At 48.9% G+C, this 15,652-nt stretch carries 12 protein-coding genes; 6 read left to right on the plus strand and 6 right to left on the minus strand.

Annotated elements, in window-relative coordinates; translation table 11 throughout:
- Nucleotides 1-395 precede the first annotated feature (395 nt).
- The gene (locus tag BOO20_RS04415) at nucleotides 396-1,070 is read left to right on the plus strand and encodes a hypothetical protein (protein ID WP_076790889.1); all 675 of its coding nucleotides are present in this window, start codon (nucleotides 396-398) and stop codon (nucleotides 1,068-1,070) included.
- A 100-nt stretch (nucleotides 1,071-1,170) separates the two neighbouring features.
- On the opposite strand, the gene BOO20_RS04420 is transcribed toward BOO20_RS04415, so the two are convergent.
- Both BOO20_RS04420 and BOO20_RS04425 read right to left on the minus strand, forming a co-directional pair.
- Nucleotides 1,171-2,304 carry a hypothetical protein gene (locus BOO20_RS04420; RefSeq protein ID WP_076790890.1) on the minus strand — a complete coding sequence of 378 codons (1,134 nt, stop codon included), beginning with the start codon at nucleotides 2,302-2,304 and terminating at the stop codon, nucleotides 1,171-1,173.
- Between the two features lie 18 nt (nucleotides 2,305-2,322).
- Nucleotides 2,323-3,381: a 3-deoxy-7-phosphoheptulonate synthase gene (locus BOO20_RS04425; RefSeq protein ID WP_076790892.1), complete on the minus strand. Its 1,059-nt coding sequence runs from the start codon at nucleotides 3,379-3,381 to the stop codon at nucleotides 2,323-2,325.
- Between the two features lie 280 nt (nucleotides 3,382-3,661).
- Between BOO20_RS04425 and serA the strand changes: the two genes are divergently transcribed.
- The gene (gene serA, locus BOO20_RS04430) at nucleotides 3,662-5,242 is read left to right on the plus strand and encodes a phosphoglycerate dehydrogenase (RefSeq protein ID WP_076790894.1); all 1,581 of its coding nucleotides are present in this window, start codon (nucleotides 3,662-3,664) and stop codon (nucleotides 5,240-5,242) included.
- 97 nt (nucleotides 5,243-5,339) lie between these two features.
- Here the strand turns inward: serA and BOO20_RS04435 are convergent, their stop codons facing one another.
- From BOO20_RS04435 to mscL, 4 genes are all read right to left on the minus strand, one after another.
- Nucleotides 5,340-6,524, minus strand: a complete 1,185-nt coding sequence (locus BOO20_RS04435) for an ArsA family ATPase (protein WP_076790896.1) — start codon at nucleotides 6,522-6,524, stop codon at nucleotides 5,340-5,342.
- 180 nt (nucleotides 6,525-6,704) lie between these two features.
- The gene (locus BOO20_RS04440) at nucleotides 6,705-8,360 is read right to left on the minus strand and encodes a lytic transglycosylase domain-containing protein (RefSeq protein ID WP_233120879.1); all 1,656 of its coding nucleotides are present in this window, start codon (nucleotides 8,358-8,360) and stop codon (nucleotides 6,705-6,707) included.
- 379 nt (nucleotides 8,361-8,739) lie between these two features.
- Nucleotides 8,740-9,474, minus strand: coding sequence for a tRNA pseudouridine(38-40) synthase TruA (gene truA / locus BOO20_RS04445; RefSeq protein WP_076790899.1), 735 nt, complete (start codon nucleotides 9,472-9,474; stop codon nucleotides 8,740-8,742).
- On the minus strand, nucleotides 9,471-9,929 hold the full coding sequence (gene mscL / locus BOO20_RS04450) for a large-conductance mechanosensitive channel protein MscL (protein ID WP_076790907.1): 459 nt from the start codon (nucleotides 9,927-9,929) through the stop codon (nucleotides 9,471-9,473). Before mscL ends, truA begins: the two co-directional genes overlap by 4 nt.
- Nucleotides 9,930-10,157: 228 nt before the next feature.
- On the opposite strand from mscL, the gene BOO20_RS04455 reads away from it, so the two are divergent.
- From BOO20_RS04455 to BOO20_RS04470, 4 genes are all read left to right on the plus strand, one after another.
- The gene (locus tag BOO20_RS04455) at nucleotides 10,158-12,071 is read left to right on the plus strand and encodes an alpha-amylase family glycosyl hydrolase (RefSeq protein WP_076790900.1); all 1,914 of its coding nucleotides are present in this window, start codon (nucleotides 10,158-10,160) and stop codon (nucleotides 12,069-12,071) included.
- 64 nt (nucleotides 12,072-12,135) lie between these two features.
- The gene (locus BOO20_RS04460) at nucleotides 12,136-13,047 is read left to right on the plus strand and encodes a PfkB family carbohydrate kinase (RefSeq protein ID WP_076790902.1); all 912 of its coding nucleotides are present in this window, start codon (nucleotides 12,136-12,138) and stop codon (nucleotides 13,045-13,047) included.
- A 145-nt stretch (nucleotides 13,048-13,192) separates the two neighbouring features.
- On the plus strand, nucleotides 13,193-14,956 hold the full coding sequence (locus BOO20_RS04465; RefSeq protein WP_076790904.1) for a sodium:solute symporter family protein: 1,764 nt from the start codon (nucleotides 13,193-13,195) through the stop codon (nucleotides 14,954-14,956).
- A gap of 5 nt (nucleotides 14,957-14,961) precedes the next feature.
- Nucleotides 14,962-15,540 (plus strand): nucleoside triphosphate pyrophosphatase, encoded by a 579-nt coding sequence (locus BOO20_RS04470; protein WP_076790905.1) that lies wholly within the window; start codon nucleotides 14,962-14,964, stop codon nucleotides 15,538-15,540.
- Nucleotides 15,541-15,652 lie beyond the last annotated feature (112 nt).

The following is a 15,652-nucleotide window of genomic DNA, read 5'->3' on the forward strand; positions in this document are numbered from 1 at the left end:
GTGCTGTAGTAATATACGCTTTTTATATTACTACCCACTTCACACAGCGAAGAGCCAAAGATGCTATGAAATCATGAAAAGCGTTGTATTGGCTATCTCCTCCGGTGAGTACTATCTCATGTCGGCAGTCAGGCATGATTAATGCAGGAGAGCGTCCGGCACGGCGTCAGATCCGTCATGTACGCCATAAAAACGGGAACAAAGAGCCATAAACATAATATTCTTAGTTATAAGCAGTTATATGACTAATAATTTATTACTAATTTGTAATATTTAGTTAAAATATTATATTAATTAAATACGGATGAACAAGAGCAGGTGCCTTTTATTTCAAGAGTCGAAAATAAGAATTGATTCCGTAAACAACACACAAAAACATAACAAGGAGTTCATCGATGAAAAAAACAGCAAAATTATTAACGCTCGCTGTTGCAATTTTTGCAGGCTCGGTCGGAACAGCCCAGGCTGAAGGATTCAAAGTAGGCGCTGATGTCGTGAGCAGCTATGTATGGAGAGGCGGAGAGCTTGGTAACTCACCGGCAATTCAGCCCGCACTCTCCTATACCTTCCCTGGAATCGGTATTGTTGTTGGTGGATGGGGATCCTATGCCATTTCACAGGATGCAGGCACCAGATACAAGGAAGTTGACCTTTTTGCTACCATTCCGGTCGGCCCACTCAGCTTTACGGTGACTGATTATGATACCGTTACAGCTACAAGTAGATCATTTGACTTCACCAATGACGGTCCGAACATTATTGAGCTCAGCGTTGCCTATGCAAAAGAGAATGTCTCCCTTCTTGCAGCAATCAACGTAGCAGGCAACAACATCGGAGCCAACAAAAACGCCAAATACTGTGAAGCCGGCTACAAGTTCTATGACAAGGATGGCTACACAGCCAAAGGTGTTGTCGGACTTGGTGATGAGGACGTGTATGGTGACAAGCAGGGCGACAAAATCGCAGTAGTAAACACCGGCGTATCGGTTTCCAAAGACCGCTATACCGCATCTTACGTATACAATCCTGACACGGAAGCTTCACACCTTGTCTTTATGGCATCGTTCTGAAGATGATTACTGTCTGAGTTTTGTGCTCTCAGGCAATACAAACGAAAAGAGACCGCTTTTGACGGTCTCTTTTCGTTTGTATACAATTAAAAGACGATGATCAAATATCGGCTTCGTAGATGATATACTCCTTGTAGGGTTTGCCTCCGATCACCTTGGCCAGTTTGCTCATGGCTTCATTGCACTTGAGAACCCAGCTCATTTCACTGGCAAAGACGCCATGTTTGCCCCCGTAATCGGCAATATGGGTGTTCAGGATGCTGTCCACACCCTTTTTGCGATATTCTGGCAGCACTCCCATGGTTATGGTACGGACCATGGTGATTTTACGGCTGTACCAGAGATATTTAAGAAGGCCGATCGGAGAAAATGGATTTCCGTTGACATGCCTGAGCGCCTGGTTGCCATCCGGAAGAGAGAGGGAAAAGCCGACCGTGCGTTTGTTTCGATCTTCAACAAAGTATATATAGTGAGGATTCGCAAGCGGTTTCAGACTTTTTGCGAGGCAATCGAACTCTTTTGTTGTCATGGGCACAAAGCCCCAGTTACTCTCCCAGGCTCGGTTGTAGATCTCTCTGATTCGTTCAATCTCGCCATCAAAATCCTTCATATTCAAAATCCGTATCGAGAGCCCCTCCTTTTTCATGACATGCTCCGAGATGCGGCGAAGACGCGCAATATCGATTATTTTCTGGTCGATATACCAGGCAAGAAGCTCCTGGCCGATACGGTGACCATAGTTTCTGGTCAGCTCATTGTAGTAGGGTGGATTGTAGAGCATAAGAAAAACCGGCGGACTGTCGTAACCTTTTGTCAGCATACCACACTGGTCGTTCATGGAGGGACTGACAGGTCCGCGCATCGCATTGAGACCCTTCTTCTTCAGCCATGCCGCAGCAGCATCAAAAAGGGCATCGGCAACCTTCTGGTCATTGACCGATTCAAAAAAACCCCAGAACCCGACCTTGTCGCCGTGAAACTCGTTATGCCGGAGGTTCTCTATTGCCGCAATTGTACCGGCCATAACGCCATCTCTCCATGCCGTAAACATGGCAAGATCGGCATGTTCATAGAGGGGAAACTTCCCGGTATCAAGCGTTTTCATGTAATCGTCGATAACCGGCGGAACCCAGTATTTATTGAGTTCAGGATCATTCCGATAGATCTGCCAGGCAAATTTGATGAACTCCTTGCGTTCTCTTTTGTTGCTGACCTGTCGAATCTCAATAGCCATAAACCCTCTCGTTATGAATTAATGCTTCCCGGCAAGCGTGCGCATAACCGCAGCACCTTCCCGGAGCATCCGTTCGGTCTCTTCCCATGAAATACACTCATCGGTAATTGATACTCCATAGCGGAGTTTTCCCGGCTCTTCAGGAAAGGGCTGGTTTCCCGCACAGATGTTGCTCTCGATCATAACGCCGATAATACTTCTGTTCCCTTCGCTTTTCTGCTTGAGAACATCCTCCCAGACCTTAAGCTGCTGTTCATGTTTTTTACCTGAATTGGCATGGCTGCAGTCCACCAGCAGTGACTGCTCAAGGCCTGCCTTTGCAATCCAGGACTCGGCAAGAGCAATGCTTTTTGCGTCATAATTGGGTTTGTCGCCCCCGCGAAGCACAAGATGACCGAAAGGATTTCCCTTGGTCGTTATAACACTGCTGTATCCGTCAGGGTCAATGCCAAGAAAACTGTGCGGGTGCATTGCTGAACGGATCGCATCAACAGCCACGTTGATACGGCCATCAGTAGAGTTCTTGAAGCCGACAGGCATTGAGAGACCACTTGCCATCTGCCGGTGGGTCTGCGACTCGATAGTTCTTGCTCCGATGGCTGCCCAGCTTACCACATCGGCAACATACTGGGGCGATATGGGATCAAGAAACTCCGTCGCTGCAGGAAGACCCATCTGATTGATTTCAAGCAGGAGCTTGCGGGCGTAAAAAAGACCGTGTTCGATGTCGTAGGTATCATCAAGATGAGGATCGTTGATAAACCCTTTCCAGCCGACTGTGGTGCGCGGCTTTTCAAAGTAAACCCGCATCAGGATGCAGAGATCATCCTTGAGTTCGATCCTCAACGCAGCAAGTTTGCGGGCATACTCAAGAGCAGAGTCCATATCATGTATGGAACAGGGTCCGACAATAACGAGCATCCGTCTGTCCTTGCCGGTCAATATATTTTCAACTTCACGGCGACCGTTAACAATAGTTCCGGCGGCCTGTTCATCAACAGGTAACTTCTCCTTGAACTCCCTCGGTGAAGAGAGGCGAATAATTCGTGAAACCCTTAAATCATGTAACTGTTCCATCAGCTTTACCACAATAGTATCGTCATTAAAATTCACTGGATGCAAGATAAAAAAAACCTTTATATATAATCAGTATCGAATCCTATAAATTCCGGACAAGAACACTGCATGTTGAAGAAGGTTATTGAGGGCACCAGTGATATCCTGAAAAGAGAGACAATATTTCCTGATTCTTATCATCCTAAAAAAATATATTATACTCGTAAAGAGCTGCGGGAGTAAAATCTGAATACAACGCCTGCATTCATAACATAACGGGCAATCCTAATCATTCAAGAACATGAAAGTACTGATCACTGACGGTATTGATTCTCAATGCGCTCAAATCCTCAAACAGAACGGTTTTGACGTTACCGAAAAACCAAAAATAAGCAAAGAGGAGCTCAAGGAGATCATCGGCGACTTTGACAAGCTGATCGTCAGAAGTGCAACAAAGGTAACGAGCGAAATTATCGAAGCGGGAAAAAAACTGCAACTTATCGGCAGAGCCGGAGCCGGTGTTGACAATATTGATATTGAAGCCGCCACCCGGAACGGCATCATTGTTATGAACACGCCGGGAGGCAATACGATTTCCGCGGCTGAACATACCTGTGCCATGATGCTCTCGGCAGCACGCCTTATTCCCCAGGCCACAGCAGACCTGAAACAGGGTAACTGGAACAAAACCAAATTCACCGGGGTAGAACTTGAGGGAAAAACCCTCTCGATTATCGGTCTCGGCAAAATTGGCCGCGAAGTTGCCAGCCGTATGCAGGCGTTCGGCATGAAAACGATTGCCTATGATCCGATGATTCCCGATGAATTTGCCGCCCATCTTAACATAGAACTCCTGCCCCTGCACGAAAACTTTATTCGGGCTGATTTTATCACTATCCACTCTTCGCTCAACGAGTCCACCCGCAATCTCATTTCTGAAGGTACCTTTGAGCTTATGAAACAGGGTGTGATTATTGTCAACTGCGCCAGAGGAGGAATTATCAATGAAGCCGACCTGGCTGAAGCTATTGAGTCCGGAAAGGTGGCAGCCGCCGCGCTTGATGTCTTTGAAACCGAACCGGTAAAAGCGGATAATCCCCTTCTGAAGCTTGAGCGAGTCATTGCCACTCCCCACATTGCGGCGTCCACCAATGAGGCGCAGGAAAAAGTTGCTGTCCAGATAGCCGAACAGATTGTTGAATGGAAACGAAGAGGAAAACTTGAAGGAGCAGTCAATGCTTCCGCTGTAGAACTTGCCCAGGCCCCCGGCGTCAGTGCATACCTGGCTCTTGCCGAAAAACTTGGTGCTACCCTTGCCCAGCTTGCTCCGTCACAAGCCAATAAAATGACGGTATTTACTTCCGGCGAGTTTCTTCATAAATTCAATGAGGTCATTACCGCGGCAGCATTGAAAGGATTTCTTGATGTCCGTCAATCAAAAGACACCAACTATATCAATGCATTCACGATGGCAAAAGAGTGCGGTATCGGTCTGGAGCAGAAGTTTGAAAAGGAAAACCCCGATTATACCAACCTTATCCGCATAGAGCTTGAAAACGGAAGTGAAAAACGCATGATTGGCGGTACTGTTTTTGGCGACAAGGAGATCCGGATTGTCATGATTGATCAGTTTCTGGTCGAGTTCAAACCGGAAGGCCACATTATTATCTACAATAATATCGACAAGCCCGGTGTTATTGCCCATGTCACCCAGCTGCTGCTTCAGCATAATTTGAATGTTGCCTATATCGCACTTTCAAGGGACGAGGAGAAAAAGGTTGCGATGACGGCAATTGTTGTTGATGGTGAGGTATCTGATGCCTTGCTCCAGGCTGTAAGCAGTGTTAACGGCGTTTCCAGCGCTAATCTTGTTTTACTCTGAAGCGATCATCGCCGTATCGGTAAACAAAAAACCTGCCAGGCGGCAGGTTTTTTGTTTTATGTCAATGTCTGAATCAGTTCTTGCCTTATAGCGCAATTCAGCCCTTGGTGAAATCAATGCTGAGCCACTTGTCTTCATAGGAGGCTCCGGTTGACTCCATGCCCGCAAGGAAGATCGGCAGTGCAACAATCTTCTGGTAATCGCCGATCCGGATGGTCAGATCATCGCCAAGTTTGAGGATTTTTGGCTCAAGACCCATGTTCTCCATAAACGGCAGTCTGACACGTACCTTGTAGTGACCTTCCGAAACCTTTTTGATATCAATCGGGTTTTCGGTGAAAAAGACATCAAGAGGATTCTGGTCGGCATAGACCTTTTCGCCTACCCTGCGGAGCATTGCCAGACCGACAACCTCATCATCGAACAAGGGAACTTCAGCAATCGGAATAGGAGCAAATGCTTCGGTGATCTGCTCAATATATTTCTGCTGAATGCCGCGCCATTTCTGGAAGTATGGATCAGGGCTCTGATCAGGCATTACCCGGTTGATGGTGATGCGGTCAACCGTAATACCGTAGAGGTTAAGATAGGTCAATGCACGCATCGACTCCTTGATAACCATCTTCTCGGGGTTCATGACAAGACGCATGGTTGTTTTTGTGCCATCTGCAAGCAGGTCAATAATACCTTCCGTTGAGGAGAAGAGATTGTCAACCTTGTCATAGACCTCTTCGGGAGCGACAAAGTCATCGAATTTCTTGATCTTCTTGGACAGAGGACGAAGTACCGGTTTGACCATGAATTTTTCGACGTTGCGAATCATCTTGATAAACCAGCCAAACGTCTCGGGCAGGGAGAGAAGACGAAGCGTCTCGCCTGTAGGAGCACAGTCAACAACCAGAAGATCATACTCATTCTGTTCATTATAACGCTTGATATAGGAGAGTGAAAAAAGCTCTTCCATACCTGGCAGCACGCCCATCTCTTCAGCATACACACCTTCAATTCCACGGGCTTCCATCAAATGAGCAAAGTGCTCTCTGACCACATCCCAGTTCAGATTGAGATCACCAAAAACGCTGACCTCCTGACCCCAAAGATTTTCGGCAATTTTAACAGGTGAAGGTCCAAGCTGTACATCAAGCGAGTCACCAAGACTGTGAGCCGGATCGGTAGACATGATCAGGGTTTTGTACCCCATGTCTGCCGCCTTGAGAGCTGTTGCCGCAGCAATGGAGGTTTTACCAACACCACCCTTTCCGGTAAAAATGATATTACGCATACGTTTTAATGATTCTCATTTAAAGAATTATTGAATAAAGCAGTTTCTGCCAACCATTATTCTCCGTCAGTCGAGCAATCTGAAAAGGCTTAAGATAAAAAATTCTTAGGTAATCGCACAGGCTAAAAGCCCATAATTATCAGTGCGATAAAATAAATAACAGAACCCGACCCTCTGCCCTCAACGCTTTTTTCTGCGTTTTGAAGGGGCTTTTTTTACTGCTTTCGATTTTTTGTTTTTCTGGACTTTTTCAATTCTTGTTCTCCGGGAACCATGACGGACCGGGTTCGAAACCACGGCATCTACCTCCCTTTCTACCTTGATCTGTTGTCCGGGAGTAATACGGCCCCCTTTCAAACGGTTCAATTCACTGATTCTGTCAACAGTTATCCCGTATTTTCTGGAAATAGAAGAGAGCGTCTCCCCTTTTTTAACCTTGTGACGCAGAACTATTTTCTTTGTAGATGATGACTTTGAGAAAGAGTTTTTCGGGCCTTCATCCTGAGATGCACTGTTTTTATCATTACCGCCGAAAACAACAAGTTTCTGGCCGGGAGTGACGTCAGCATCTTTCAGACTGTTCCAGACGATAAGCTGGCTGATATAGGTCCGGTAGAGTCGTGCGATTGAACCGAGGCTTTCGCCCTGCTGAACAACATGAAATTTCTCTGCCTTGCCGGTTGAGCTGTTGGGGGAATTGAATGCTGAATTGAGACTTTCAACACGGGCAAGCAGTTGCTCGCGCTCAATGGTTTTCTGGGACTTGTAGGCGTAGATCTCCTGCTCCCTGCGCTGAAACTGGGAGATATATTTTCTCGGAAGCCGGAGCACATTGCCGGTAGCGTCTGAGGGTATGATACCAAGCTTGTACTGGGGATTAAGAAACTGGAGATCGCGCATGGGAACCCCTATGGTCTCATTGATCTGGTCAAAGGAGAGCATGCGTGAAGTTCTGAGCGTGTCAATATCCTTATAGAGAAAGCCGGGCTCGACAGGGCGGATATTGTGCTCATTGTAATAACTCATAATGTAGTTTACCGCAATAAATGCCGGAACATACCCTCTTGTTTCAGCCGGCAGATAATCCCATATAGCCCAGTAGTTCTTGACGCCACCGGCCCGTCTGATTGCCTTGTTGACATTTCCGGGACCGGAGTTATAGGCCGCAAGCGCAAGGAACCAGTCTCCGTAGATATTATGCAGATCCCGGAGATGACGGCATGCAGCAATGGTGGCTTTTTCAGGGTCATACCGGTCTTCTATAAATGAAGATGATTGCAGGCCGTACATTCTTCCTGTACCATACATAAACTGCCACAACCCTTTTGCTCCGGCTGAAGAGACCGCAGTCGGATTAAGAGCGGACTCCACAATGGCGAGATACTTCATCTCAAGCGGAACATTGTAGGCATCAAGTTTTTCTTCAAAGAGCGGGAAGTAGATCTTGGTCAAACCAAGAATCTTTCCGGTCATGTTCCGGCGGTCAACGGCATAGATTCTTATAAAACCGCGTACATGTTCATTATAAACAAGATTAAAAGGGGTTTTACGGGCAAGGGCTGAAATTCTGGCGGCATAGACGGAGTCGCTGTACTGGGGTACAAAATTGGCGGGAAAAGCGAACTTTTCCGTCTCCCTGGTTGAGCGGGAAAAGTACTCATCCTTGAAATAGGTTGCCGTAACAAGACTGTCAAGAATATCCGAAACAGATGACTTTCTGAACACGGCCCGGTCACTCGAAAGAGGATCAACAGCAAAAACCGGGAGCGCCGGCAACTGCAAAACCAGTACAGTCAGTAACACCTTGAAGATCTTGTAATAGTAGCTGATTTTCACAAGCGGTACGTTCTTTAGAGGGGGGAATACGAAAAGATCAATACTTGTTAGGTATAAATCTTTCTTGAAATGGTAACATAAAAACAGTTCAGGACTAATACAAGGGAGCGCGCTTAATTGTCACTATAGAGAGCACTCTGTTCTCTTTTGTCATTTCGAACTGCAATGAGGGATATGGTTTTCGTAAAAAGAGCTGTCTGACGTTGTTCGACATGACAGAAAACAAAGATTGTCCACGAAACGGTGCAGGGGGCAAATCTGCGTGTTTGCCCTGCTGAACAGCGGGTAAAGGTTGCCAATACTCTTCGTCATTGCTCTCCCTGAAGTCATTCGGCTTCTTTTCATTGTAGTAAGAGAGACAACTCACTTCGTTCGAGCTTCAGTAGGTTACTCTCCAGAGAAAGAGTCCCGAGGGAGAAGCAGGATTAAGCTGAGTCGTCATAACCCCTGTTTCAAGCATCCTTTTGAACTCTTCGGCGCCGAGTGTGCCTTTTCCGGTGCGGAGCATCCCGTCAACAAGATATCGAACCATACTGCGAAGAAACCGGTTGGCTGAAATACTCAGGACGAGGAAGTGCTGATATCGATACCACTGGCAGGCCGTAACCGTACAGAGTCGACCGGAACTATCCCGGTCCTCCCTTGAAAATGCAGAAAAATCGTGAACACCCCGAACCGAGCGTGCAACCTGCTGCATCACGGCAAGATCAGGTGTACCGAACGAACAACCGGAAAATCTGCCGAATATCGCCGATGGCTCGGCTATCAGAAAATATCGGTAGTGACGCTCCCGAGCGCTGTGGCGAGCATGAAACTCCTGCGGCATCTCAAGGGGATCACTGATGCGGATGGTATCGGGCAACAGTGCATTGAGCGAGTGGACCATTCTTGAGAGACCCATCGGTGATGCGGTCGAAAAGTTGGCAATCTGTGCTTTGGCATGTACGCCCTTGTCTGTTCTTCCGGCAGCGGCCAGCGAGATCTTCTCCTGCAGGATCATCCGGAGAGCCGACTCTATCTCTCCCTGGACGGTCACACACCCCTTGCGGTTCTGACGCTGCCATCCGGAGTAGGATGTCCCGTCATACTCAACCGAGATTCTGATATTCTTCATATCGCCGAGGTGCAGCCGGGGCAACGGGTGGCCTTAAGGGGGACACTGCTCAGGCAGTATGGACACTCTTTTGTGGTTGGTGCAGGAGGTGGAGCCGCCGCCGGCGTTTTCTCCATCCGCCGAAGGGTGTTGATGGCCTTGACAAGCAGAAAGACGGCAAATGCCATAATCAGAAAGCTTATCACCGAGTTCAGGAACACGCCGTAATTGATGGTGACGGCTCCGGCCGCTTTTGCATCAAGCAGGGCTGAATAGGGGCCCGCCTTGGCACCCTCTTTCAGAACGATGTAGAGGTTTGAAAAGTCCACGCCTCCAAGCAGCAGGCCGAGAGGAGGCATCAGAACCTCGGAGACGAGGGTTGTAACAATTGAGCCGAAGGCACCGCCGACAATGATGCCGACCGCCATATCAACAACATTTCCCTTTACAGCAAACTCTTTGAACTCTTTCAGCATAATCTGCAATCCGGTAAAAGTTTTATTGAAGTCGCAATTCCGGTCTCCGTTTCCGGTTAAAATAACATTCTTTGCAACCCGTCGAAAGGAGAAACCCACTTAAATCCCCAGACCCTGAAACCCCTCAAGCGAGAGTCACCACTCCTGTTATGCAGGGATGATTATCTTTAGTACATTCCTCTTCATAAAGCGTTATCTTCTCCTTTTTCCTGCTTAAAATATAATACGTTGCAAACAACTTACCTTACACTGCTCGTCAAGGCACTGGAAAGCCTTCCTGAGCCGTTATCCGGAACCGCCTACAGAGTCCCAATCATCTGGACCGGAGATGAAACCGGAACACAGCAGGTCAATCCCGCCAGCTACTTCGGCAGCATCATCAGCGAGATTCTTCATAACAACGACAATCCCGGGTCTGATCACGCAACCAACGAGTGGCGCTCGGAAGCTGTTGTCTATAACCTTTTTGTCCGTCTTGCCGCCGCATTTGATCATAACGGCGATGGCTGCATCGGAACAGAACCTCTTGACTGCGGATTCAGGGAGACCGGAACACTCCTGAAAGCGATTGCTCTCCTCCCCTATATCAAAAAGCTTGGCGCCAATACGGTCTATCTTCTCCCGCTGACTGAAATAGGATCAGCATCCAAAAAAGGGTCGCTGGGATCACCCTATGCCATTAAAAATCCGCGCAAGCTTGATCCCCTGCTCGCTGAGCCGGCACTCGGCCTCTCTGCAGAAGAGCTGCTCAAGGCCTTTGTTGAGGCTGCTCATCTGCTCGATATCCGTGTTGTTCTCGAATTTGTTTTCAGAACAACATCTGTTGACAGCAGCTGGATTCAGGAGCATCCCGAGTGGTTCTACTGGATTCGTGATGATGAGAGCACCTGTCATTACGGCCCTCCAGGTTTTGATCCTGATACACTCAGCCATATTTTCGGACAAGTGGAGCGCCATGAGATGCACAACCTCCCCGCTCCATCCGTGGAGTACAGAAATCAATTTGTTTCGCAGCCGGTTACCGTCACCAAAGAGGATGGACGGCACCATGGAACTACTGCAGCCGGCATCCCGTGCAGGGTTGCAACAGCATTCTCCGACTGGCCCCCTGACGACAAGCAGCCAGCCTGGAGCGATGTGACCTATCTGAAAATGCACAACCACGAAGCGTTCAACTACATCGCCTACAACACCATCAGGATGTATGACGCTGCGCTGGACAATCCGGAAACATTTAACACCGCTTTGTGGGAGGAAATCGCCGACATTATCCCCTCGTATCAGGAGAGCTATAATATCGATGGCGCCATGATTGATATGGGCCACGCCCTGCCCTCTCTGCTGAAGAAGACTATTGTCAGAAAAGCGCGTGAAAAAAGAGCAGATTTTGCATTCTGGGATGAAAATTTTGACCCATCTCCGGCAATAAAAGCCGAGGGATTCGATGCCGTATTCGGCTCACTCCCCTTTGTTATCCATGATATCGTCTTTATCCGTGGGCTTTTGAACTACCTGAACAAAACCGGAGTTGCACTCCCCTTTTTCGGCACCGGCGAGAACCATAACACCCCGCGAGTCTGCTTTCGCTATCCGGAGCAGGAAGCCGGACGAAACTTTTCACTCTTTATCTTTACGCTCACCTCGGTTTTGCCTGCCATACCCTTTCTGCAGTCAGGAATGGAGATCTGCGAGTGGTATCCGGTAAACCTCGGTCTGAACTTCAACGATGATGACCGGGCGCTCTATCCTCCGGAAAAGCTTCCGCTCTTCAGCGCCTTCAACTTTGACTGGGAGAAGGGCAACGGACTGGAGCCGCTCAACAGCTATATCCGGAAGGTTCTCGGTATACGCAATCGTTTCCTTGATCTTGTGCTCTCCGGTGAACCCGGATCAATGACCATTCCCTATGTCAGTGAACCGGAGCTGTTTGCCGTCATGAGAGGTTCCGGATCCCGTTCACTGCTCTTTGTCGGCAACAGCAACCTCTACAGTGAAAGAGGCGGAACCCTTGAATTCAGCATGCAAAACGGCCTCCTTGTTGACCTGATCGGAGAGCAGAGCCATGCCATAACCGACCACAAGCTTCAGATAAGCTGCAAACCCGGCGAGTGCATGATTTTTGAATTACCGGATAAGCAATGACTTAAAGAAAAGCATCAAAAAGCGTATCTTTTGTAATTTCGTTAACCAAATCTCTCTTTATCCTATGTCTATACTCATTGTCGGCTCTCTTGCCTTTGATGACATCGAAACCCCCTTCGGGCGCTCGGACAACACGCTTGGAGGATCATCAACCTACATTGCCCTGTCGGCAAGCTATTTTACCGACAAGGTCCAGATGGTCGGTGTTGTCGGCTCCGACTTTGAAGAGAAGCATTTCAACCTCCTGCACTCACGAAACATCGACACCAGAGGAGTTCAGAAGGTGGAGGATGGAAAAACCTTCCGCTGGGCAGGCCGTTACCACTATGACATGAACACCCGCGATACGCTCGACACCCAGTTGAATGTTTTTGCGGATTTCGATCCTGTTGTACCCGGTCAATACCAGAATGCCGATTTTGTCTGTCTCGGCAACATCGATCCGGAGCTCCAGCTCAAGGTGCTCGGCCAGATCAGCAAGCCGAAGCTTGTTATCCTCGATACCATGAATTTCTGGATTGAAGGCAAGCCCGAAGAGCTTAAAAAAACTCTGGAACATGTCGATATCTTTATTCTCAACGACAGTGAAGCCCGTCTGTTGAGCGGTGATCCCAATCTGGTGCGGTCAGCAAGAATTATCCGCAATATGGGACCGAAAACCCTTATCATCAAAAAAGGCGAGCATGGCGCGTTGCTCTTTACCGACAGCGGAATCTTTGCTGCTCCGGCCTTCCCCCTTGAGTCCATTTTTGATCCGACCGGTGCAGGCGATACCTTTGCCGGAGGTTTTATCGGTCACCTGGCACGCTGTGAGTCGATCGATGATCTCGAAATGCGAAAAGCGGTGCTTTACGGCAGCTCTATGGCAAGCTTCTGCGTTGAAAAATTCGGTACCGAAAAAATCGCAGCCCTTGATCTGCTTGAAATCGAGGATCGCTACCAGAGCTTCCTCGACCTCTCCAGAATAAGCAACTGAGCATAATTGCCTTTCAGGAGAGCAATCAGAACAGGTTCGACATGGGCACCTCAAGTGAAAAGAGGTGCCCTTTGGCTGTAATAACCGGCAACCCTTTTGCCATCACAAACTTCCCCCGAAAACAGCGCACAAGATTACACGGACAATGGAACAGCTCAATCTCCTTGACTACGGCTTTATCCTTGGATACTTTCTCCTGACACTTGTCATCGGCCTCTGGTTTTCAAAACGGGCCTCGGAGAGTGTGGACGAGTTTTTTCTTTCCGGCCGCCAGCTCCCCTGGTGGATAGCCGGAACCGGAATGGTTGCAACCACCTTTGCTGCCGATACCCCTCTTGCCGTTGCGGGATTTGTAGCCAAAAACGGCATCGCCGGCAACTGGGTCTGGTGGACCTTTGTCTCCGGCGGGATGCTCACGGTATTCTTTTTTGCCCGGCTCTGGCGACGGGCCGAGATTCTGACCGACCTTGAGTTCATTGAACTGCGTTACAGCGGCAGGGCAGCAAGGTTTCTGCGAGGATTCAAGGCGGTCTATTTCGGACTTTTTATCAACGCAGTTATCATTGGCTGGGTCAATCTGGCCATGTACAAGATCATCAGGATCATGCTCCCCGAGCTCAATCCTGAACTTGCCATTGTGGCTCTTGTTGTGCTGACCACCTTTTATTCGGGTCTTTCCGGCCTCTGGGGGGTCTCGATAACCGATGCCGTTCAGTTTGTCATTGCGATGGCAGGATGCATTATTCTTGCTGTGCTTGCCGTCAACTCTCCGGCTGTTGTTTCTGCCGGTGGTCTGACAAAGGCACTTCCTGCATGGATGTTTGATTTCTTCCCCTCATTCACCCCTGAAGGCTCCTCTCGCCCGGTAACAGGCGCAGCCGCACTCACCTTCGCCTCTTTTGCTGCCATGGCCTTTGTGCAGTGGTGGTCATCCTGGTACCCCGGAGCAGAACCCGGAGGCGGAGGATACATTGCCCAGCGCATGATGAGCGCCAAAAACGAGAAGCACTCGCTGCTTGCAACCCTCTGGTTTACGGTTGCCCACTACTGCCTGAGGCCCTGGCCATGGATCATTGTCGGACTGGCCAGTCTGGTCATGTTTCCCGATCTTCCCGTGAACCAGAAGGAGGACGGGTTTGTCTATGTGATGAAAGCCGTACTTCCTCCAGGACTGAAAGGGCTGCTGATTGCCGCCTTTCTTGCCGCCTATATGTCAACACTCTCGACCCACCTGAACTGGGGAACGAGCTATCTGATCAATGACTTTTACAAACGGTTCCTTAAAACCGATGGTAATGAAAAGCACTATGTCACCATTTCAAAAATCACCACCGTTCTGACCGCTCTCTTTGCCCTCTACATCACCTTCTTTGTGCTTGAAACCATAACCGGAGCATGGGAGTTCATTATCCAGTGCGGTGCAGGAACCGGCTTTGTGCTTATTCTGCGCTGGTTCTGGTGGCGCCTCAACGCATGGTCGGAAATAACCTCGATGGTTGTGCCTTTTTTGGTCTTTGCGTGGATTAACTTTTTTACCTCCATTACCTTCCCCTTTTCGATCTTTATTATCGTTGCCATTACTATTGCAGCCACCCTTCTCGTTACCTTTCTGACAAAGCCGACAAAAGAGGCTCAGCTTGAAATTTTTTACCGGACCACAAGAGTCGGCGGCCTGCTCTGGAAAAAGATCTCCGACAGGATGCCTGATGTTGAGTCCGACAAAGGGTTTCTGATGCTCTTTGCCGATTGGGCGCTCGGCATCATCATGATCTATGCAATCCTCTTCGGAACCGGCCGGATCATTTTCGGAGAGCTGACAGAGGGCCTGCTCTACCTTTGCGGCGGGCTTGTTTCCGGGGCACTTATTTTTGCCGACCTGAACCGCAGGGGCTGGAACAATCTCAACTGAAAACCATGTACCAACCCCGACTTATCCTTGCGTCGCAATCACCCCGCCGCAAGGAGATCCTCTCGCTGATGCAGATCCCGTTTGAAACTGTGGCGGTCGAGACCGAAGAGCGTCTCGACCCGGCGCTCCCGATTGAGGAGAACGTCACCGCAATTGCGCTCAAAAAGGCCGAGGCCGCCTCTTGCCTGATAGCGGAATCTGACCAAAGAGCAGTGATTCTGGCTGCCGATACCGTAGTGGCCAAGGGGAACCGCATCTATGGAAAACCGGCAGGATTCGATGAGGCTTTCGGGATGCTGAAAACGCTCCAGAACCGTTCACACCGGGTCTATACCGGTTTTGTGCTGCTCTCGGGAGGAAAATCACACACCGAGTGTGTTACAACTATTGTGGAGTTCGAACCGATGAGTGACCAGGAGATCACCCGATACCTGCTCTCGGTCAAACCCTACGACAAGGCTGGCTCCTACGGCATCCAGGATCCTCTTATGGCCTGCTCTGTCAGGCGTATCGAGGGGTGTTACTACAACGTGGTCGGCCTTCCTCTTTCGCGGGTATCGAGGGCATTGAAAGCTTTTTTATAATATTGTTCCCCGGAATAGTATCAGGAAATGGACAATTATATGCTGAGGATCACTTTAACCTGAATAATTCATGAGCAACGGGCGCAGGAGATTTTCGAAGTAAAAGTCCGAT

This window comes from Chlorobium sp. KB01 (genome assembly GCF_001975465.1).
Taxonomy (GTDB): Bacteria; Bacteroidota; Chlorobiia; order Chlorobiales; family Chlorobiaceae; genus Chlorobium.